19 protein-coding genes, 1 pseudogene and 2 riboswitches are annotated in these 19,604 nt (G+C 32.4%); of the genes and pseudogenes, 17 read left to right on the top strand and 3 right to left on the bottom strand.

What is annotated here, in order from left to right; genetic code table 11:
• Positions 1–6 precede the first annotated feature (6 nt).
• Positions 7–102: riboswitch (SAM riboswitch) on the bottom strand.
• Between the two features lie 77 nt (positions 103–179).
• Positions 180–1,040 carry a PPK2 family polyphosphate kinase gene (locus BHX94_RS05875; protein ID WP_111745291.1) on the bottom strand — a complete coding sequence of 287 codons (861 nt, stop codon included), beginning with the start codon at positions 1,038–1,040 and terminating at the stop codon, positions 180–182.
• A gap of 124 nt (positions 1,041–1,164) precedes the next feature.
• Between BHX94_RS05875 and BHX94_RS05870 the strand changes: the two genes are divergently transcribed.
• On the top strand, positions 1,165–1,383 hold the full coding sequence (locus BHX94_RS05870) for a hypothetical protein (RefSeq protein ID WP_111745290.1): 219 nt from the start codon (positions 1,165–1,167) through the stop codon (positions 1,381–1,383).
• Positions 1,341–1,649, top strand: a complete 309-nt coding sequence (locus BHX94_RS05865; protein ID WP_170120773.1) for a GNAT family N-acetyltransferase — start codon at positions 1,341–1,343, stop codon at positions 1,647–1,649. The genes BHX94_RS05870 and BHX94_RS05865 overlap by 43 nt, the downstream gene beginning before the upstream one ends.
• Before the next feature lie 23 nt (positions 1,650–1,672).
• On the opposite strand, the gene BHX94_RS05860 is transcribed toward BHX94_RS05865, so the two are convergent.
• Together BHX94_RS05860 and BHX94_RS05855 are read right to left on the bottom strand one after the other, a co-directional pair.
• Positions 1,673–2,503, bottom strand: a complete 831-nt coding sequence (locus tag BHX94_RS05860) for a formate/nitrite transporter family protein (protein WP_111745288.1) — start codon at positions 2,501–2,503, stop codon at positions 1,673–1,675.
• A gap of 125 nt (positions 2,504–2,628) precedes the next feature.
• Positions 2,629–3,150 carry a GNAT family N-acetyltransferase gene (locus BHX94_RS05855; RefSeq protein ID WP_111745287.1) on the bottom strand — a complete coding sequence of 174 codons (522 nt, stop codon included), beginning with the start codon at positions 3,148–3,150 and terminating at the stop codon, positions 2,629–2,631.
• Positions 3,151–3,305: 155 nt separating this feature from the next.
• Positions 3,306–3,413, top strand: a riboswitch (TPP riboswitch).
• 70 nt (positions 3,414–3,483) lie between these two features.
• Here BHX94_RS05855 and BHX94_RS05850 point away from each other — a divergent pair.
• The 15 genes and pseudogenes from BHX94_RS05850 to BHX94_RS05780 all read left to right on the top strand — a co-directional run bounded on the left by BHX94_RS05850 (position 3,484) and on the right by BHX94_RS05780 (position 19,587).
• Positions 3,484–4,068 (top strand): ECF transporter S component, encoded by a 585-nt coding sequence (locus BHX94_RS05850; RefSeq protein WP_111745286.1) that lies wholly within the window; start codon positions 3,484–3,486, stop codon positions 4,066–4,068.
• Between the two features lie 3 nt (positions 4,069–4,071).
• Entirely contained in the window at positions 4,072–5,484 is a 1,413-nt protein-coding gene (locus BHX94_RS05845) for an ABC transporter ATP-binding protein (protein WP_111745358.1), read from the top strand.
• Positions 5,468–6,259, top strand: coding sequence for an energy-coupling factor transporter transmembrane component T family protein (locus BHX94_RS05840; protein WP_111745285.1), 792 nt, complete (start codon positions 5,468–5,470; stop codon positions 6,257–6,259). The genes BHX94_RS05845 and BHX94_RS05840 overlap by 17 nt, the downstream gene beginning before the upstream one ends.
• A 288-nt stretch (positions 6,260–6,547) precedes the next feature.
• Positions 6,548–7,882: a sodium-dependent transporter gene (locus BHX94_RS05835; RefSeq protein WP_111745284.1), complete on the top strand. Its 1,335-nt coding sequence runs from the start codon at positions 6,548–6,550 to the stop codon at positions 7,880–7,882.
• Positions 7,883–8,118: 236 nt separating this feature from the next.
• Positions 8,119–8,688, top strand: coding sequence for an alkyl hydroperoxide reductase subunit C (ahpC, locus tag BHX94_RS05830; protein WP_111745283.1), 570 nt, complete (start codon positions 8,119–8,121; stop codon positions 8,686–8,688).
• Between the two features lie 170 nt (positions 8,689–8,858).
• Positions 8,859–10,382, top strand: a complete 1,524-nt coding sequence (gene ahpF, locus BHX94_RS05825) for an alkyl hydroperoxide reductase subunit F (RefSeq protein WP_111745282.1) — start codon at positions 8,859–8,861, stop codon at positions 10,380–10,382.
• 97 nt (positions 10,383–10,479) lie between these two features.
• Positions 10,480–11,256, top strand: coding sequence for a molybdate ABC transporter substrate-binding protein (gene modA / locus BHX94_RS05820; protein WP_111745281.1), 777 nt, complete (start codon positions 10,480–10,482; stop codon positions 11,254–11,256).
• A 37-nt stretch (positions 11,257–11,293) separates the two neighbouring features.
• Complete coding sequence (locus BHX94_RS05815) at positions 11,294–11,572, top strand: YdeI/OmpD-associated family protein (protein WP_170120772.1); 279 nt, start codon at positions 11,294–11,296, stop codon at positions 11,570–11,572.
• 173 nt (positions 11,573–11,745) lie between these two features.
• Positions 11,746–12,963, top strand: coding sequence for a carboxylate--amine ligase (locus BHX94_RS05810; RefSeq protein WP_170120771.1), 1,218 nt, complete (start codon positions 11,746–11,748; stop codon positions 12,961–12,963).
• A 451-nt stretch (positions 12,964–13,414) separates the two neighbouring features.
• A complete protein-coding gene (locus BHX94_RS05805; protein WP_111745278.1) occupies positions 13,415–14,725 on the top strand; it encodes an MFS transporter in 1,311 nt (436 codons plus the stop codon).
• A gap of 189 nt (positions 14,726–14,914) precedes the next feature.
• On the top strand, positions 14,915–16,396 hold the full coding sequence (locus BHX94_RS05800) for a Rossmann-fold NAD(P)-binding domain-containing protein (protein ID WP_111745277.1): 1,482 nt from the start codon (positions 14,915–14,917) through the stop codon (positions 16,394–16,396).
• 80 nt (positions 16,397–16,476) lie between these two features.
• A complete protein-coding gene (locus BHX94_RS05795; protein ID WP_111745357.1) occupies positions 16,477–17,604 on the top strand; it encodes an ABC transporter permease in 1,128 nt (375 codons plus the stop codon).
• Entirely contained in the window at positions 17,601–18,530 is a 930-nt protein-coding gene (locus tag BHX94_RS05790) for an ABC transporter permease (RefSeq protein ID WP_111745276.1), read from the top strand. The genes BHX94_RS05795 and BHX94_RS05790 overlap by 4 nt, the downstream gene beginning before the upstream one ends.
• Positions 18,527–19,191: pseudogene (locus BHX94_RS05785) on the top strand (ABC transporter ATP-binding protein). Before BHX94_RS05790 ends, BHX94_RS05785 begins: the two are co-directional and overlap by 4 nt.
• A 24-nt stretch (positions 19,192–19,215) precedes the next feature.
• Positions 19,216–19,587: an iron chaperone gene (locus BHX94_RS05780; RefSeq protein WP_111745275.1), complete on the top strand. Its 372-nt coding sequence runs from the start codon at positions 19,216–19,218 to the stop codon at positions 19,585–19,587.
• Positions 19,588–19,604: the final 17 nt, after the last annotated feature.

The following is a 19,604-nucleotide window of genomic DNA, read 5'->3' as shown; positions in this document are numbered from 1 at the left end:
CTCATAAGCTCATCTTTCAGGTTACACCTGCTGGAATTAGCACCTAATTGAATAGGTTGCTGGGCTTCATAGGGCCAGTCCCTCCACCACTCTGGATAAGTAATATTTAGTTGTAAGAATTAAACATAATTCTAAAACGATTATTCTGAATTGTCAAATATTTATTTTAAAATTATTTGCTAGTTATTTTTTAATTTATTGATATATTCCTCTAGTTTCTCTTGATCTTCTTGTGAAATTTCAGGAAACTCAGGTTTCAATCGCTCAATAGTATCTATCATAACTTCTGTAACGATACGTCTTGTATGCCATTCATCATCTGCAGGTAAAATGAACCACGGACTATGTTCAGTAGATGTAGCTTCTAACATTTCAGAGAATATTTTTTGGTAGTCATCCCAATACTCACGCTCTTTTACGTCATTGAATGAAAATTCCCAGTTCTTATCTTTATTAGTCATTCGCTCAAGTAAACGATCACGTTGCTCATCTTTTGACATGTTGAAGAAGAATTTAATCACTTCAAATCCATTTTCAGTTAAATAACGTTCATAATCATTGATTTGACGATATCGTGTTTTCCAAATTGATTCATCTACTTCATTATTTGGTGTTTCGTGTGTCGCAACAGAATCATGTATTCTTGGCGCAAGTACATCTTCATAGTATGAACGATTAAAAATTCCAATTTGCCCACGCTCAGGTAACCCTTCATGATAACGCCATAAATAGTCGTGTTTAAGCTCTGTGTCATTCGGCTTACCGAAAGAAGTAGTCTTTAATCCTTGTGCACTTAGGTTAGAGAAGATATAACTGATAACTTCATCTTTTCCGGCAGCATCTAGCGCCTGCAATACAACGATGATACCATTTTTTTCAGCAGCATGTAATTTTAGATGGAGTTTTTCAAGTTTTTCTGTTAAAACAGGTACGATATCCGCTTTTATCTTATCATTATTTTGTTTTTCATTTTCTGTTGATTTATAATTATTAAAATCAAATTTAGTATTAGGTATTACTTTATATTGGTTAATGTCCATAGAAACCCTCCATATACTTTTTGAATGTATTCCCTAGCAGCTATAGAAGTAAACAGTATTTATATCTATTTGTTATAATTTAATAATAATCCTTATGAAATAAGATGACTTTAGAGAGGAATTTATGAAACTTATTCGATCTACCCATTACCACGAAGATTTACTTGAACAATTTGAGTTAACTGAAGAACAACTAAAGTTTGTGAAAAGTCCTGAAATAAATATCAATGTGGCAAAAGAAGATACTAATCGCACACCAATTTTTGGACTAAATGAAGAGGGAATACCTGTTGTATTTTTGTGTTACATGAACATAGCGAATTTGAAAGCAAATTTGAAGTAGATAACAGTATATATTTAAGATCTTTTTCGACTGACAACAGACATTTAAGACAAGGTTATGCAAAACAAGCATTATTTGCTTTACCGGAATTTATTATGAGTAATTTTCCGCATATTAAATATATAACGTTACTTGTGGATGTCCCTAATATCGTTGCACATGACATGTATTTAAAACTTGGATTTGTACAAGGTAATCAGGTAGAGGGGGAAAGATACCCAGCTTACTGCAAGGTGAAAAAATGTGAAAAAATGCGTGAAGTGTAAACTTCACGCAAATAAAAAGTTATTTAGTTTCTGATGACATCGTCTCTTCTGCCGTTTAAGTATGCATAAACTAATCCTATAAATAAACCACCACCGATGTAGTTACCGATATATGCATAAAATAAGTTTTTCAGAACGTCAATCCAAGATAATGCATCGATATTGTAGAACATCATTCCGGCAAACAATCCTGCATTGTAAACAACGTGTTCGTAAGCCATAAATACAAAGATAACTACTCCGATACCGATGAAGAATACTTTAGCTAATACTTCCTTACATTGTAAAGAAATATAAATACCGATATTGATAAAGAAGTTAGCGAATATCCCTTTAATTAAAATTGCATGCCAACTTGATTCAATTGTTTTTGCATCTACTGTTTTAGTTAATGCTGCTACCATTTCAGGTGTCATAACTTTAGTGCCTGTCATCATTCCAAATAAGATAAATCCACCAATAATATTTCCCAGGAAACATAACGTAAATATTTTTATGATTTTACCCATTGTGATTGTTTTGAAATAATAACCCGCTGTAAAGAACATAAAGTTACTTGTTAATAATTCAGAATTAGTAAGTACGATCATTACGAGTGCGATACTGAATGCAATTGCACCTACTAAATTGATAAGACCTGCATTTTCAGTTGCAGCAAATTGTGTCTTTGCTGCAAGTTGAAGCACTGCCATAATAGCTAGTAAAAAACCTGACATAATCGCTTTTAACATATAGCGCCCAGGTGTCTTATCTGCCATTACCTCTTTCATTGCTACTTGGTTTAATACATTTTCAATGTTTCCTTTCGAAGCATAAGTATCTTCGATAGTTTTAGCTGGAATTTCAATAGCCATTTTAGTGCCTCCTCATGTGTTTTTATCACAGTAAATTTAAAAAAATATATAAAAATATGAATACACAACTATATTATATCCGTTATATAAAAAAGTGTATAGATTCATTTGTGAAAGAAATAACATTATCTAAGTATAAGCTCCATGATAAAATCTGTTTGTGCTTCATCACCCATTTGAAAGACATGAGAATCTATATGTTTAAATCCCATTCTATTGTAAAATGCAAGGGCATTTTGATTATGCTCCCACACGCCTAACCAAACTTTTTTTAAATGATAATACTTAGCACGTTCAATTGCTTTGTTGTAAAGATGTTTACCGATGCCTTGTTTTTGGTAGCGATTATCAACATAGATGCGTTCAATTTCAAGTGTATCTTCTCCCATAGCTTCAGTTTGTGCATCATTTATATTGATTTTTAAATAACCTGCAACGTCATTATCTGAGTAAGCGAAATAGAATTCTGAATTGGGATTGTTCAATTGGGCTTTCATCTTTTCTTCGGTGAAAGAAGTTTCGAGGTAATGATCGATGATGTAGTCTTTATTATCAGGTCTAAAAGTATCATCAAATGTTTTTTTACTGATGAAAATTAAGGGTTGCAAATCTTGTTCGGATAAGCGGTTAATTGTAATTTTTGGCATTGAAAACACTCGCCTTCTTTTTGTCTATTTACACTTATTATGAACTGAAATACGATGATAAGCAATTTGTAATTTATGTATGGTGAATTGTCAAAAAAAAAATTTCGAGTTGACAAAATTTAGTTTCGCGAGTACTGTAAAAATAACAAATTAAATAAGCGCACTAGGGGTGTTTTATAAAAAAACTGAGATAAGGCTGTAGCCTTAGACCCTTTGAACCTGATCTAGATGATACTAGCGTAGGGAAGTGTATAGTCACAGTATTAGTGTGGCTATTTTTCCTTACGCAGTCTTCTCTATAGAAGGGTGCGTATTTTTTATGGAGGAATGAAAATGAACAGAAATAATCAGGGTTTGAAGTTGTCAGATATATTGGTGACAGTATTAGTATCAGTATTATTTGCGGTGGTATACAATTTTGTCTGGTTACCTTATGAGGCAATGAAACCATTAGGGCTACATTTTGAACAGTTGATATATGGTGTTTGGTTTATGGCTGCAGTTGTGGCGTATTTAATTGTTCCGAAAGCAGGAATTGCATTACTGGCAGAGTTTGCAGCGGGTGCAGGAGAGACAATTGTAATGGGGAAATTCGACATTCCGACGTTTGTATTTGCATTTTTACAAGGGTTGGCTTGTGAGTTTGTATTCATGTTATTTAAATATCAATCACGCAGCATGATGGTGTGTATATTAGCGGGTGTTGCTGCTGCAATTATAAGTCTGCCGATTGAATATTTCTATGGATATATGTCTGAAGTAGCGGGATGGAACGTACTGCTTTATATAATTATGCGTTTGATTAGTGGAGCACTGGTAACCGGGGTATTATCGTATTTAATTGTAAAAGCATTAGATCAGACAGGTGTAACGAAGCTGTTTAGAACGTCAACTCAATCAGATTACGATAGTTTATAGATGATGTTATCTGTTAGAAATTTAAGATTGAAATATCCCGGGGAAAAAGAAAAGATATTTGACAGTATCGATATTACGATAGCAGATAAAGAAAAAGTATTATTGCTAGGACCTTCAGGTTCTGGGAAGAGCACATTACTGAACGTACTAAGTGGTATCGTCCCTGAGTTGATAGATTTACCGATGAAATATGATGTATTAGAACGTGATATGAATGCTAGTGTTATATTTCAGGATCCAGATAGTCAATTTTGTATGCCTAAAGTATATGAAGAACTAGCTTTTATTCTGGAAAATCAAAATGTTGATAAATCACAAATGAATCACTTGATTAATGATGTTTTGATTAAAGTTGGTCTGGATGTTGGACCTTCACAACAAATCAATCAACTCAGTGGTGGTATGAAACAGAAACTAGCAATTGCAGGGTCATTGTTGCAGAATGCTGATACGTGGTTTCTAGATGAACCTACAGCGATGCTCGATAGCGATGCGACAAAGCATTTATGGGAATTGATGATTGATTTATGGCAGGATAAGACAGTACTTATCGTAGAACATAAGGTTGAGCATATATGGCAATATGTTGATCGGATTTTATTGATGGATGCGAATGGTAAATTGGTTACGCAAGGTACCCCACAATTTATTCTTAATAACCATGAAGACTTATTAAACAAGTATGGTGTATGGCATCCAAATGCGTATCAATTTGCACCGAAATCGTTGCATTATGATTATCCATCTCACAAGTTTGAGCTCAAGCTTGAAGATGTTACTGTAAAGCGAAAAGAAAAAAAGTTATATCAAATTGATGGACTTGTCGTGAATAGTCATGAATGGATTGCGATTACCGGAAAGAATGGAACAGGAAAAACAACATTATTAGAATCTTTGATGCAACTTATTCCTTATGATGGTTTAATACAATATAATGGAAAACCATTGCGTAAGGTGAAAGATGCAGCACGTAACATGTATCTTGTTTACCAAAATCCTGAGCTGCAATTTATCCAGGGTAGTGTATATGATGAAATATTCTTTAATTTTCAATTTTTAGATAAAACTCAGGCAGGAGAAAAAACAACGCATTTATTAAAGCAATTAAATCTGTACCATCTAAAAGATCGTCATCCTTTTGAACTTTCTATGGGACAAAAGAGAAGATTGAGTGTTGCGACGGCATTAAGTACAAAAGCTGATATTGTGTTACTAGATGAACCGACATTTGGTCTCGATAGTCATAATACGTTCGAACTTATTGAGTTATTTAAAGCACGTGTGCAATCCGGTCAGACGATTATTATGGTGACGCATGATGACGAAATCATAAAGCGATACCCTTCTACCGTGTTACGCATTCAGGGTGGCATACTTTCTGAAGTGAGGAGGGGTGATAATGTACGAACAGTTTAAGATTTATCATACATTTATGGATCATGTGAATGTGATTACTAAGTTGATATTAGGAGTCTTACTATTTGTGCTTGTCATATTTATTCATAATTTTGACTGGATGCTCTATCTAGCTATTATTATGTTTATCTTTATGATTGGATTTAGTGGTGTGCGTTTGAAACTTATTATAGCTTTTGTAAGTGTGATGATGTTATTTAGTTTCACTTCATCATTATTTATGATTTTCTATGGTGACGGAAGTACTACGCTTTTTAAATGGGGCATTGTGCATATTACAGAAGAAAGTTTATATAGAGGAATACATTTATCGCTTAGAACGATTACAGTCAGTTTCTTTGGTTTAAGTATTGCCTTTACAAGTGAAATTGTAAAAGTATTCTATAGTTTAATGCAGCATTTGAAGGTAAAGCCTAAATACGCCTATGCATTTATGGCAGCCATCCGTATGGTGCCGATGATGTTTGAGTCTTTCTTCCAATTACGCAATGCATTGAAAATGCGTTATCATGTTATAAATTCGAGCCAATATAGAGGGTTGAATCGAATAAAGCATTTGATTATACCACTATTAAGTCAAAATATTAGACGTGCACATCGTTTGTCTGTCGCAATGGAGAAAAAAGGATTCCATAATGGAACTAGAACGTACTATTATCATGTTCCATTTAGCTATCGGGATATTTTATTGATAGTTGTCTTTTTAATAATGGTTGTAACTGCTTATTTATTGGCGATGTATTTTCCTATAACGCATATAACGGATGTACGTTAAATAGATTTGTTTGACGCATAATCAATATACTGATAGAATAATCAGTAATCTTAAACAAGCGAGGTAATTAGAATGAAGACTTTTGTACAGAACAGTACAAAATTAAATATGTGGTGGCAGCTGTCATAACTTATATTTATGCCCGTCATAGATATAAGTATCTATGACGGCTTCATTCGCGTTACTTGAGGCCGGTTGCGTATGCATAAGGTCTCTTTTTTTGAGGTCGATGCATATGCATTGGCCTCTTTTTTTGTTTAAAAAATTATATGAAATGAGGGATTACACATGGAAAAAAGATCTGTTTGGGGATCGAAGATTGGATTTATTTTAGCAAGTGCAGGTTCGGCAATAGGACTTGGTGCGATGTGGAAATTCCCGTATGTCATGGCTGATAATGGTGGTGCAGCGTTTTTAGTACTGTTTATGATATTTACATTATTTATAGGTATGCCTTTATTGTTAGCAGAATTCGTAATAGGTAAACACGGAAAGACATATAGCACAGAAGTGTTCAGAAAAATTACAGGTAATAAATATTATAATTTAATAGGTCATCTAGGTAATGTCGGTGTTTTCTTCTTACTTAGTTTTTACAGTGTGATTGGTGGATGGATTTTACTTTATATGATGAGGACTGTTTATGTAATAGTTACAAATCAACACACGAAGAATTACGAGGGATTATTTGGTCAACTGATTAGTAACCCGATATATGCAATACTTGGCGCTGCATTATTTATTTTTCTCACTGCGATAATTGTTTCCCGTGGCATTCAGGATGGGATTGAAAAAGCTTCAAAAATAATGATGCCTATGTTGTTTATTGCATTTATTGTAATTATCATTCGTTCTTTAACGCTTCCAAATGCAATGGATGGCGTTGTATATTTTCTGAAACCTGATTTTAATTCACTGAATGCTGAAGGAGTACTTTTTGCTTTAGGTCAATCATTCTTTTCGCTTTCAGTAGGATTTGGTGGCATGTTAACATATGCATCCTATTTAGATAAGAAGACAGACATTGTTCAATCTGCCTTTTCTGTTGTCGGTTTAAATATACTGGTTACGATACTTGCAGGACTTGCAATATTTCCTGCAACTGCTTCATTAGGCATCGATAATGCACAAGGTCCTGGTTTATTGTTTATCGTTTTACCGTATGTATTCGATCAGTTACCGTTTGGAAGTATCTTTTATCTTATATTTTTATCGCTATTCTTTTTTGCAACTATTACATCGTCTATTTCATTAATTGAAATTAATGTTTCGAACGCAATTAAGCACGAACAAAAGAAACGAAAAAAATATGTATATTTCATCGCATTACTATTATTTATTTTATGTGTACCTTCTGCATTATCGAACGGTACTTTAAGTCAAATGAAATTTTTAGCAGGAACATTCTTTGATAATATGGATTACTTAGTTTCGAACATTATGTTACCGATTGGAGCATTATGTTATGCGTTATTTGCGGGTTACAAACTAGATACTGCAATTGCTAAGCATGAATTAATGGATGGTAAATATCGAGGTTTATTTAAAATTTGGGCTTTCTTGTTGCGCTATATTATTCCGCTTGTTATCCTGGCTGTATTTGTTACTTTGATTATCAAGTAAATGAGAATGAGGCACTGTAATTGATATTGTAAAAAGTAATTTTTCACAAATGAATTTTAGTAATTATTTTTATTTTAGAAAAAATAAAAATACGACAAATAATTTTCATAATTTTAAAGATTGAGTTGGTTGACTTAATACGTTCGTCATGTAATAATAAGTTTTGTAGAGATTAGAATAATTCTAATCTAGAGATTGTTTGAAATTACTTAATAAATTCTCAGGAGGAATTACACATGTCATTAATTAACAAAGAAATCTTACCATTCACAGCTAATGCTTATGATCCAAAATCAGATGCATTTGTTGAAGTATCAAATGAATCAATGAAAGGTAGCTGGAATATCCTATGCTTCTACCCAGCAGATTTCACTTTCGTTTGTCCAACTGAATTAGAAGATTTACAAGATCAATATGAAACGTTACAAGGTTTAGGAGTTAACGTATATTCTGTATCATGTGATACTCACTTTACACATAAAGCATGGCACGATCATTCAGAAGCAATCAGCAAAATTCAATATACAATGATTGGTGATCCATCACACGTTATTGCTAACAACTTTGATGTATTAGATGAAGAAGCAGGCCTTGCACAACGTGCGACATTCTTAATCGACCCAGATGGTGTTGTTCAAACAATGGAAATCAACAATGATGGAATCGGTCGTGATGCTTCAGTATTAGTAGACAAAGTTAAAGCTGCTCAATATGTAGCTAGCCATGACGGCGAAGTTTGTCCTGCAAAATGGAAAGAAAGCGGAGAAACTTTAACACCTGGTTTAGACTTAGTTGGTAAAATCTAATAAGATTTTGGCGGATACTTATCAGTCCGAATTATATATTTAATAAATTGTAATTTATAAAGTAATTAGTTAACAATTAAATATTAAAATGCTGCCACAACGTAAGTTTTTGCGTTGTGGTATCTATTGCAATAAAATATAGAAATTTATCCTTTAGAGGAGGAATTATAATGTTAAACGATACATTAAAGCAACAATTAGCTCAATATTTAGAGTTAATGGAAGGCGACGTTGTAATTACAGCGAGTGCTGGAGATGACAAAACAAGCCAAGATATGATGGACTTACTCACTCAAATAAAAGAGATGTCTTCACGTATCACTTTGAAAGAAGCACCTTTGAAACGCACACCAAGTTTCACACTAGCACGTCCTGAAGAAGAAGCACGTATTACATTTGCTGGTGTGCCACTTGGACATGAGTTCACTTCTCTTGTCTTAGCTTTATTACAAGTAAGTGGCCGTGCACCTAAAGCAGATCAATCTGTAATTGATCAAATTAAAAAGTTAGAAGGACCATTTAACTTTGAAACATTCATCAGCTTAACTTGTACGAAATGTCCAGATGTTGTACAAGCTTTAAATATGATGGCGGTATTAAATCCAAATATTACACATACGATGATTGATGGTGCAGCATTTAGAGAAGAATCTAAAGATATTATGGCTGTTCCTACAATGTTCTTAGACGGTGAAGAATTTGGTAGTGGTAAAGCTACTATTGAAGAGATTATCGGTAAACTTGGTGGTGGAACAGATGCTTCCGAATTTGATGCGAAAGAAACATTTGATGTATTAGTAATCGGTGGAGGACCTGCAAGTGGTAGTGCAGCAATATATGCAGCACGTAAAGGTTTACGTACAGGTATCGTTGCAGAACGTATCGGTGGTCAAGTAAATGATACTGCTGGTATTGAGAACTTTATTACAGTAAAAGAAACAACAGGTCCAGAATTTTCTCAAAACTTAAAAGAACATATTAATAGTTATGACATTGATGTTATGAATGCTGTTCGTGTTGAAAAGTTAGAAAAAATTGATGATTTAGTACATGTTACTTTAGAGAACGGTGGTAAATTAACATCTAAAACATTAATCATCGGAACAGGTGCAAAATGGCGTAACATGAATGTACCAGGAGAAGCTGAATATCAAACAAAAGGTGTAGCATATTGTCCGCACTGTGATGGTCCTTTATTTGAAGGTAAAAACGTTGCAGTTGTAGGCGGCGGTAACTCTGGTGTTGAAGCAGCAATAGATTTAGCAGGTATTGTTAAACATGTAACGTTATTAGAATTTGGTGAGGAATTACGCGCAGATAAAGTATTACAAGATCGTTTAGCGTCATTAAATAATGCTGAAATAATTAAATCAGCTGCAACAAAAGAATTAACTGGGGATACGACGTTAAAAGCATTGACATATGTTGATCGCAATACAAATGAAGAACATACACTTGATCTTGAAGGTGTATTTGTTCAAATTGGTTTAGTGCCGAGCACTGAATTTGTTGGAGACTTAGTTGCTAGAAATAACCGTGGTGAAATCATCGTTGATAAAAATGGTGCTACAAATGTACCAGGTATTTTTGCTGCAGGTGACTGTACAGATCAAACTTATAAACAAATCATTATTTCTATGGGATCTGGTGCAACAGCAGCATTAAGTGCTTTTGATTATTTAATCAGGAATTAATTAAATACTGATTTAAGTTAAAAGGCATATTACGTTTTTACGTAGTATGTCTTTTTTTATATGGTAAAATATACATAATAATACTAGGAGGCTAATAATGAAAAAACCATTGTTAATATTTCTTACGTGTATATTATTGAGTGGCTGTGGAAATCAAGGAAAAGAAAGCATAAAAAGTGATGAAAAAATAATCATCACTGTATCAGCTGCAGCAAGTTTAAAAAATACATTAAATGATATCGAAAAATTATATGAAGCTGAACATAAGCATATTGATATTAAATTTAATTATGGTGCGTCCGGTGCATTAGCGCAACAAATTATGTCAGGTGCTCCAGTTGATATATTCTTTTCGGCTGCACAGGATAAAGTAGATGATTTAGTAAAAAATAAAGCGGTGGATAAAGAAGATACAAAGTCTTTACTTAAAAATCATCTTGTACTTATTTCAGAAGATAAATTAACATCTCTTGATAATTTACAAGAAGAAAAAATAAAAAAAATTGCTCTTGGCAATCCGGAATTAGTACCTGCAGGCGAATATGGTAAACAAGCCTTAGAAAACAAAAAACTATATCAAAAAGTCAAATCAAAATTAGTATTAACGAAGGACGTACGTCAAGTGTTGACCTATGTAGAAACCGGTAATACTGAAGCAGGTATCATATACACATCAGACCTCAAATCAACAAATAAAATAAAGTATACACTCAAAATTCAAGATGATTTACATGAACCGATTACATATCCAATTGCTAAAATTAAAGACACTAAATATAAAAAGGAAACTGAGGAACTTTATCAGTATTTACAGAATGATCAAAGTAAAAAAGTGTATCAAAAATATGGTTTTGATATTAATGGAAAGGGATAATGCTGCTTCTTTTTTAAAAATAAAGAACAATAATATAATGAAAATTCGTTTTTATATTAAAGAAGCAATTCGAATTGAGAAATCAGGCGTAAAACCTCCTAAAAAAGAACATGGACCGCTAGAAATCCCTTTAGAATTAGAAGAAGCATTTAAAGAGAACGAACGTTTAAGAGAAGCGTTTTATAAATTAACACCTGGTCGTCAACGTGCGTACGCCATTGAAATTAGTAAAGCAAAACGCAGTGAGACGAAAAGGAATCGTATAGAAAAATATACTGAGAAAATTTATCAGGGAAAAGGTTTATTAGAACGATAATAAATCAGAATATCATGTGCTTTAAAAATTTAATGTTATAATATGTTAAAGAAAATATTTGTATATTAACATTCCTTGGTGAATGTATACTTGCATTAATTACCATACAAAAATATAATGAACTAAGCAGCTTGGAAAGTCTAGATTAAACTACTATATAAAGGATAATGAACATGGCTAAATTTAACTTTATCCCAATAATTTTGGGTGCAAACATACATGCGTATGCTGCAGCAGCAAGTTTTCATAAAGATTATAAGAAAAAGTCAGTTGTCGTGGCAGCTGACTATTTATCATTCACAAAATTTTCTAGTCTTATTAGCGATTACTATATCGATAAAATGATTTATGATGACAAAGTTTTCATAGAAACATTTGAGCGCATTGCAAAGAAATATCGTAAGAAAAATCGTAAACTATTGCTTGTCGCAACGACAGATGAATATGTTAAGGTGCTAATTAAACATGAAGCAAAATTGAGAGAAGATTTTACATTTAATTTTCCGACACAAGATTTATTTAACCAATTATATTATAAGAAACATTTCTATGAGACGGTTGCTTCATACGGTATTGATATTCCTACGACATACCACTTTAATTTAGCTACCATCGAAACATTTAAGGAACCTATCCGATTCCCGGCAATTATTAAAGTTGATGATGGCACAACGTACTTTAATTTAAAGTTTAAAGGGAAACAGAAAATTTATGTCCTTGATGATTACGCTGGAATTAATGAGACGATTGAACTACTTCATAATAATGGATATCGTGAGGATATTATTATTCAGGAATTTATTGAAGGAAGCGATCAGGACTTGTGGGACATCGTTTATTACGGTGATTCAAATGGAAAAGCGCAAGTGATTACACTAGCACAAGTATTGTTACAAGAACCCGCGATGACAGCTATCGGCAATTATACAGCACTCATTTCAAGATATGATAAAGATTTGATGGATAAAGTGATCAAGATGATGGAAAGTATGCATTATACCGGATTTGCTAACTTTGATTTAAAATATGATCATCGAGATGGAAAATACAAGTTTTTCGAGGTTAATTTACGTGCCGGCCGTTCAAGTTCTTACGTCAAAGAAACAGGCTATTCAATTGCGAGATGTTATGTAGAAGATTTAATTTTAAATCAATCTCATCCGGTGAAATATTTGGACACAACTCATTTATTTACTGTAGTACCTAAAGATATTATATTAAAATACGTAAAACAAAAATCATTACGTAAAGAAATCAAACAACTCATTTACAAACATCAATATTATAATCCACTATTTTATGCAAAAGATCGTTCAGTAAAACGTAAAGCTTATCTTTTGATGAGAAATGCTAAGTATTATCTTAAGTATAAAAATAGTGAGTGGTATTAAGAACAGAAATAATCACTTTATAGTGGTTATTTTTTTTGTCGTTTATTTTTTTATCTTATTATCTGTTTATATTATACCTATATCTTAATACCTTTATATGAACTCAAGTGATTGTTATGGACATTATAAAGATATATTCCATGTTAATTGGTTTTACAGTAATATCGTAGCTGGAATAAAGCAGTTAAACTTTCAGAAGAATTTAGAAACTTTGAAAACTGTGCTAAATATTTTGAACGAGGTAGTAATACACCCCTGATTGATTTAAAACCATTGGAGAGATATCATCAAATTCATTATGCATTAATGGACTTACAGGATTTTAAAGTTAAGTGAAGGGATTAATATATAGCTTCAGCTCTTTTCTTTACAGTAATTAAACAGAAAATTTATAGCTTTTGTGTCAAACAATCGCTAAACTATGAGTAATACTAATCATAAGGAGCAAATGATGAAGAAAGATATTAAATTGTTATTATCATTACCTATTTTTAGCTGGGCACTCTATGATTTCAGTAATACAATTTTTAGTGCAAATATCGTGACATTGTTTTTCCCTCAATTTGTAACAGAGCAATTTGGTGTTGATCCAGTAACTGAGCAGGTATCATCCACCTGGATAGCTTATTCAGCGAGTGTTGCAGCATTGCTCCTCATTGTTTTAAGTCCCATATATGGCGTGTATATCGATAGAACACAAAAGAAAAAGAAATGGGTTATCATTTTTACTTTAGCTGTGTTCATCTGTACATTCCTGATGGGCTATATCTATGAAGCAGATATTAAACAGCAGATGTTCGGCATACCGGTTTCATTCCTGATTATCATCATTTTATTTACGATTGCGAAATTTATGTATAACTCGAGTCTCATATTTTATGATGCAATGATGAGTAGTTTAGCACCGAAAGAAGACCATTCCGTGTTATCCGGATTTGGTGTTGCGTTAGGTTATATGGGGACATTATTTGGTGTGCTCACGATAATGACTTTAATAGGTACTGAAGATGCAGGAAAGACGTTTATTCCAACCGCTATTTTATTTTTAGTATTTAGCATACCGATTTTTATCTTTGGTAAAGATGGAAATAAAAAGACGATGAAACAACATGTGTCTCAATCAAGCTTAACATCAGGATATAAAGAAGTATTGGAGACTTTTAAGTTAGCTAAGAATGAACCTGCGATTTACGTATTTTTAATCGTTTATTTCTTTTTAAATGATGCTTTGGCGACTGCGATAAGTATGATGCAACCCTATGCCACTACTGTAGTCGGGTTTACATCAAGTGAATTTATCAAAATCTTTATGATAGCAACTATTTTTAGTGTACTTGGTGCATTTGTATTTGGTTACATCGCTAAAAAAATCGGTTCTTTAAAGACATTGCATTATGTCGCACTTGTGCTAATGATTGCGCTTATTATTGCCAGCATTCCTTTACCTAAATCGGCGTTTTATATTTGTGCAATTCTATTCGGAATTGCGATGGGATCAATCTGGGTTATTTCAAGAACGCTCATTATTGAATTATCTCCTGAAGCACATGAAGGACAATTCTTTGGCTTGTTCTCTATGAGCGGTAAATTATCAGCAGTATTTGGACCTTTCGTTTATGGGACAATAACGTTGCTTTTAAAAGATTATGGGCCATTAGCAAGTCGTATTGCAATTTTATCTTTATTTGTAATGGCACTTGGTGCGTATCTATTACATTTCAAAGTAATTCGTTTAAGTCATAATAAAAATCAAAGCATATAAAATAATATTTAATCTTTCGCTGTAACTTGTTAATTAAAAATAATTTTTACATTATTTCATTACTAAGTAAACTAATTTTCATAAATAATATTATTTATGGTTAATTTTGAGAAAAGTATTTCGTAACGATTTTTATTTTGATATGATGAAGTTGAGTGAGATATTAAATACAAAAGTGGAGGATATGATATGAAAAAGTCAAAAGGGTTGCTCCTAGGAATCATAGCGGCACTTGTATTATTAATCGGTGGTGGGGGCGCAGCGGCTTATTATTTTTTAACGAACACACCGAAAAATGCGTATTTTTTAAGTGAAAAAGAATCGATGGAGTCTCTACAAGATTATTTCAATAATCGATTTGAAAATGAAACAAAATTCCAGGAAAAAATGCAGGATGATAATTATGCAGTAAATATGAAGTTAGGTGCAGATATTCCGGAAACATTTATTTCTCAAATGGGAATTTCAAAATCAGTGATTGATTCATCAAATATCGTATTTGATGTTGCACATAACAGTAAAGATAAATTATCAAATTTAAGCATTATACCTACGATTGCAGATAATAAATTAGGTGAGTTTGCGTGGCAGGCAGATCGCAAAAATCAATATTTTTCTGCACCGGTATTAAATGATGTATTAAGCATTCCGAATGATAAAATTAAAGATACATTTGAAAAATTAACTGGAGATCCAACTTCAGTAGAAGGTATGACCAATGATTCATTAAACTTGAATAACCTTTTAGGCGGCGCACAACTTTCTCAAGAAGATATGAATAAAATTATCGAACGTTACAGCAAAACATTCGCTGATAATGTTGAAGATGATCAGTTTAAAAAAGATAAAGAAAAAGTAAAAATCTTTGATGAAGAGAAAAATTTAAAGAAATTAACAATGACATTACAACCAAAAGATACAAAGAAAATCATCGTTGCAATGTTAGAACAAGCGAAAGATGATAAAGAATTAAAAGATTTATTTACAAAACAAGCACAAGGTGTAGACTACGATAAAGCGTTAGAAAAAGCACTAAAAGAAGTGAAGGATCAAAAAGAATCTGAGTTCCCAAAAGTTATCTCAACAATCTTTGTTGATGGTAAACAAATTATGAAACGTAATGTTGTAATGACAAGTAAAGAAGAAGAAGTTAAATTAGATGCATTAACTAAAGTCGATGATAATTTAAAAATAGAAGTAAAAGGTTCTGCTAAAGATGCCCCGGATGCATTTGTGTTAACAGGGGATTCAACTAAAAAAGATGAAAATTATAAAGATGATTATAAAATTGTCATTAATCAAGATGGTACAAGAGAAATATCATTTGTAAATAATTCTAAAACAGATGGCGATAAACGTACTGACAAAGGAACGATTGATTTATCTCAATTAGCTGGACAGGATTTAAAATTAAATTATACAAATGATTTAGTAACAGATATCGGCAATAATGAACAAAAGCAAAAAGCTGAGTTATCGGTAAATGTTCAAAATGAACCAGTTAAGTTGATGATTGATGCTGTAACAAAATTAAAGCAAGATATAAAAGTGAAGTCTGATGGTGCTAAAGATTTAAGCACAATGTCTGATAGCGATCTTCAAAAAATACAAGATGATATTAGTGAGAACTTTAATAAAATTTTTGAAGACGTTTCTAAAGATTTAAATTAAAAAAACTTAAGTATAAATATTAAAAATTAGGAGTGATAAATGTGAAACTACAACTGTTCAGCATTTATCACTCTTTTTTTATGAAAAAGTGGTACTTACTGGTCTATATATTAGTATTGCTATTTGTATTGTTTGCGACACTTATAGGATTATCTGTGATGAAAAGTCAGGAAGATGATAAGTTTTCGATTGGATTAGTAGATGAAGATCAATCTAGAGAAACGAAATTGATACTAGATGCAATTGGCGATGGAAAGAGTATGGGTAATGATATTGAATTGAAACAGTTTGATGCAGTTACGGCTAATTATGAATTAAAGCAACATCATCTAGATGGTTATTTTGTGTTCGATCAAGGAATGACTGATGCATTTTATAAGCAAGGTGCATTACCTATCTCTGTGTACACGTATGATAAAACATCGCTTGAGAGTATTATCATCTATCAATTAACGAATTCTGTATATAGTCGGTTAATGCTGTCTATTGGTGGGGCTGGAGCGTATAAAGCCTTATATCCTGAATCAAATGATGATGCAATGCTAATGATGATGACAGATATGCTATTTACGGGTTTGAATCGAAACGGAGCATTTGATGAACAAGCGATTAAACTTTACGATAACTATCAGTATTATACTGTTTCAGTTTATTTTATCAGTATTTATGTATTATTTTTATCACTGTTTAATATTTTGAAGATGAATCAGGCACATGCATTGAAGGAACGTTTATCACTGTTTCATTTTTCGTTTGAAAAACTAACATTGACGCGCGGTTTAATAAGTGTATGGTATACATTTATATTTTCTATTATAGTGTTATATCTTTTATTGAAATATTTAGATGTATCTTTTGAAAGTTATAACCTAATGCCACTTTTAATTATTTTATTATTATATCTCATAATGATTTTTGTGGTGATGATGCTTATTGAACTCGTTAATAATGAAACGATTCAATTGATTCTTAAAGTAATGATAACAGGTCTTATCATTCTACTTTCCGGAGCAACGATACCTTCGATTTACTTTAAAGATGTATTGGGTGGTATCTTGTATCATCAGCCTTTTAGTCATATCTTTAATAAAGTGCTGGAATTAATATTAAATAACTATTTTATTAAGACACCTGGTTTGTTCTACGTTATTTGTTTTGTATTACTGATTCTATTGATGATACAGCTGATATGGAGGTATAGACGATGAAATCTATCTTATACCTCGTGGTGCAAAAACAATGGAAATCATACGTATTATTATCATTGCTGATTGCTGGTATGTTACTCACTTGTTTTATAATGCAACAAAAAATGAATGCAGTGTTTAGAATGCCGATAGCTGTGCAGGATTTAGATCATTCTCAATCATCAGAATCGTTGATTGCAATGCTTAAAAATAATCATGATATGACAGTTAAAATAATTGGTGATGAAGAAAGTTTTATAGAAGATCGTGTAAAAGCTAAAGAAGCCGTGATAAGTTTATCAATTCCTGAAGGTTTCAATGAGCAAGTAAAGCAACGATCTTTACGAGATACGATTCAGCTTTATTATCGTGACGACTTTATTGGAGCTATTGCCCAGGAAATAGTAAGTAAAACATTATTTGAAGCTCAGATTCCTTATATTGTGAAATATCATATTGATAAAGAGAGGCAAGTAAATATTGAAGAAGTTAAGAAGATGTATTATCAGAAAACACCAGAAAGTCGTATGAAACAAATTGCCGTTTCAAAATCACAAGACAGGTCAATTTCTCTAAGTACAATATTCGCGCTTATTTTATTTGTATCATCTGTACAAGTGATATTACACCATCGTCTAAAACAGAATGCCGCACTTGAACGCATGTATATGTTTAATAAGACAAAGTTGTTCTTACATATCATATATATCACAATTCACACAGTGATTATTATGTTATCGATTATAATTGCAGCAGCGATTATGAATCAAATGATGAGTGTCATGTTTTATTGTGTATGCTTGTTATTCACACTTATTTTTGAATGCGTAATAAGTTTATTGCTCTTTAAAATCAATACTACGAGTCACCGTCTATTTATGACCATCACTTTCACATTGGTGCTCGTAACCATCTATATGTTGCAGGCGATAGGAGGGAACATATGATAGAAGTTAAAAACTTAACTAAGCGTTATGGAAAAAAAGAAATTTTTAATCAGTTGAATACAACTTTTGAAGAGCGGGCTGTTACAATCCTGTTAGGTGAGAATGGTGCTGGAAAATCTACCTTGTTACGCATGATTGCTAAGCTAGAAACTCAAGATACAGGAGAAATTATTTATTTCGGTAAGGACTTGAGTCATAAAACTTTAAAGAACCATTTAGGCTATATTCCTCAGGACATCGCTTTATTTGAACATTTATCGGTACATGATAATATAAAGTTTTTTAAAGGGCTGTATACTTCTTCTATCGATGATAATCTACTAAATATTTATAAAGATGCTTTAAATCTTCGCGAAGATAAGGCGAAGTTCAGTCACTTTCCGGGGGAACGAAGCGTAAAGTTAATATGTTGATCGGCTTACTTGGAAACCCGGATATAATTATTTTGGATGAACCTACTGTTGGTATTGATTTGAAATCGAGATATGACATTCATCGACTTATTAATCAGCTGAAACAAAGTAAACTTATCATTTTAACAACGCATCACTTAGATGAAGTTGAAGCGATTGGAGATCATATAAAATTAATTGGCAAAGATCCATTTTACAAACAAGTTCTGACTGATAAAGGCTGGACATTTGAAGACATGCTACAATAAAAAATAATGATAATGGAGGCATTTATGCATAAATTTGAACCATTCTATAATAAATTAACAAACATTAATCATCTTGGTAAGATTCAGGATTTATTTGAATGGATTGAGACAAATTTTCCGGAATTAGAACGTGAGTATAAATGGAATACACCGATGTATTCAGACCACGGTACTTTTATACTGGGTGTCAGTACAGCGAAAGCACATATTTCAATAGCACCGGAAAATCAAACGATGGCGTACTTTAAAGATAAGATAGCAGAAGCTGGATACGCTCAAACTGCTGGCCTATTTAAAGTGGAGTGGGACCAGAAAATTGATTATGAATTATTGAAAGAAATGATTGAATACAATATAGAAGATAAAAAGGAAGTTACAACTTTCTGGAGAAAATAATAAATTTGAAACCGGGG

The sequence above is a fragment of the Macrococcoides bohemicum genome, assembly GCF_003259675.1.
Classification (GTDB): domain Bacteria; phylum Bacillota; class Bacilli; order Staphylococcales; family Staphylococcaceae; genus Macrococcoides; species Macrococcoides bohemicum.
Note: the sequence above shows the minus strand (reverse complement) of the source record. Positions and strands in the feature narration are given on the sequence as shown.

Coding starts and splice junctions, on each gene's coding strand:
- BHX94_RS05875 (WP_111745291.1), bottom strand. CDS start 1,040: ATGGACATTAACCAATATAAAGTAATACCTAATACTAAATTTGATTTT.
- BHX94_RS05870 (WP_111745290.1), top strand. CDS start 1,165: ATGAAACTTATTCGATCTACCCATTACCACGAAGATTTACTTGAACAA.
- BHX94_RS05860 (WP_111745288.1), bottom strand. CDS start 2,503: ATGGCTATTGAAATTCCAGCTAAAACTATCGAAGATACTTATGCTTCG.
- BHX94_RS05855 (WP_111745287.1), bottom strand. CDS start 3,150: ATGCCAAAAATTACAATTAACCGCTTATCCGAACAAGATTTGCAACCC.
- BHX94_RS05850 (WP_111745286.1), top strand. CDS start 3,484: ATGAACAGAAATAATCAGGGTTTGAAGTTGTCAGATATATTGGTGACA.
- BHX94_RS05845 (WP_111745358.1), top strand. CDS start 4,072: ATGTTATCTGTTAGAAATTTAAGATTGAAATATCCCGGGGAAAAAGAA.
- BHX94_RS05840 (WP_111745285.1), top strand. CDS start 5,468: ATGTACGAACAGTTTAAGATTTATCATACATTTATGGATCATGTGAAT.
- BHX94_RS05835 (WP_111745284.1), top strand. CDS start 6,548: ATGGAAAAAAGATCTGTTTGGGGATCGAAGATTGGATTTATTTTAGCA.
- ahpC (WP_111745283.1), top strand. CDS start 8,119: ATGTCATTAATTAACAAAGAAATCTTACCATTCACAGCTAATGCTTAT.
- ahpF (WP_111745282.1), top strand. CDS start 8,859: ATGTTAAACGATACATTAAAGCAACAATTAGCTCAATATTTAGAGTTA.
- modA (WP_111745281.1), top strand. CDS start 10,480: ATGAAAAAACCATTGTTAATATTTCTTACGTGTATATTATTGAGTGGC.
- BHX94_RS05815 (WP_170120772.1), top strand. CDS start 11,294: ATGAAAATTCGTTTTTATATTAAAGAAGCAATTCGAATTGAGAAATCA.
- BHX94_RS05810 (WP_170120771.1), top strand. CDS start 11,746: ATGGCTAAATTTAACTTTATCCCAATAATTTTGGGTGCAAACATACAT.
- BHX94_RS05805 (WP_111745278.1), top strand. CDS start 13,415: ATGAAGAAAGATATTAAATTGTTATTATCATTACCTATTTTTAGCTGG.
- BHX94_RS05800 (WP_111745277.1), top strand. CDS start 14,915: ATGAAAAAGTCAAAAGGGTTGCTCCTAGGAATCATAGCGGCACTTGTA.
- BHX94_RS05795 (WP_111745357.1), top strand. CDS start 16,477: ATGAAAAAGTGGTACTTACTGGTCTATATATTAGTATTGCTATTTGTA.
- BHX94_RS05790 (WP_111745276.1), top strand. CDS start 17,601: ATGAAATCTATCTTATACCTCGTGGTGCAAAAACAATGGAAATCATAC.
- BHX94_RS05780 (WP_111745275.1), top strand. CDS start 19,216: ATGCATAAATTTGAACCATTCTATAATAAATTAACAAACATTAATCAT.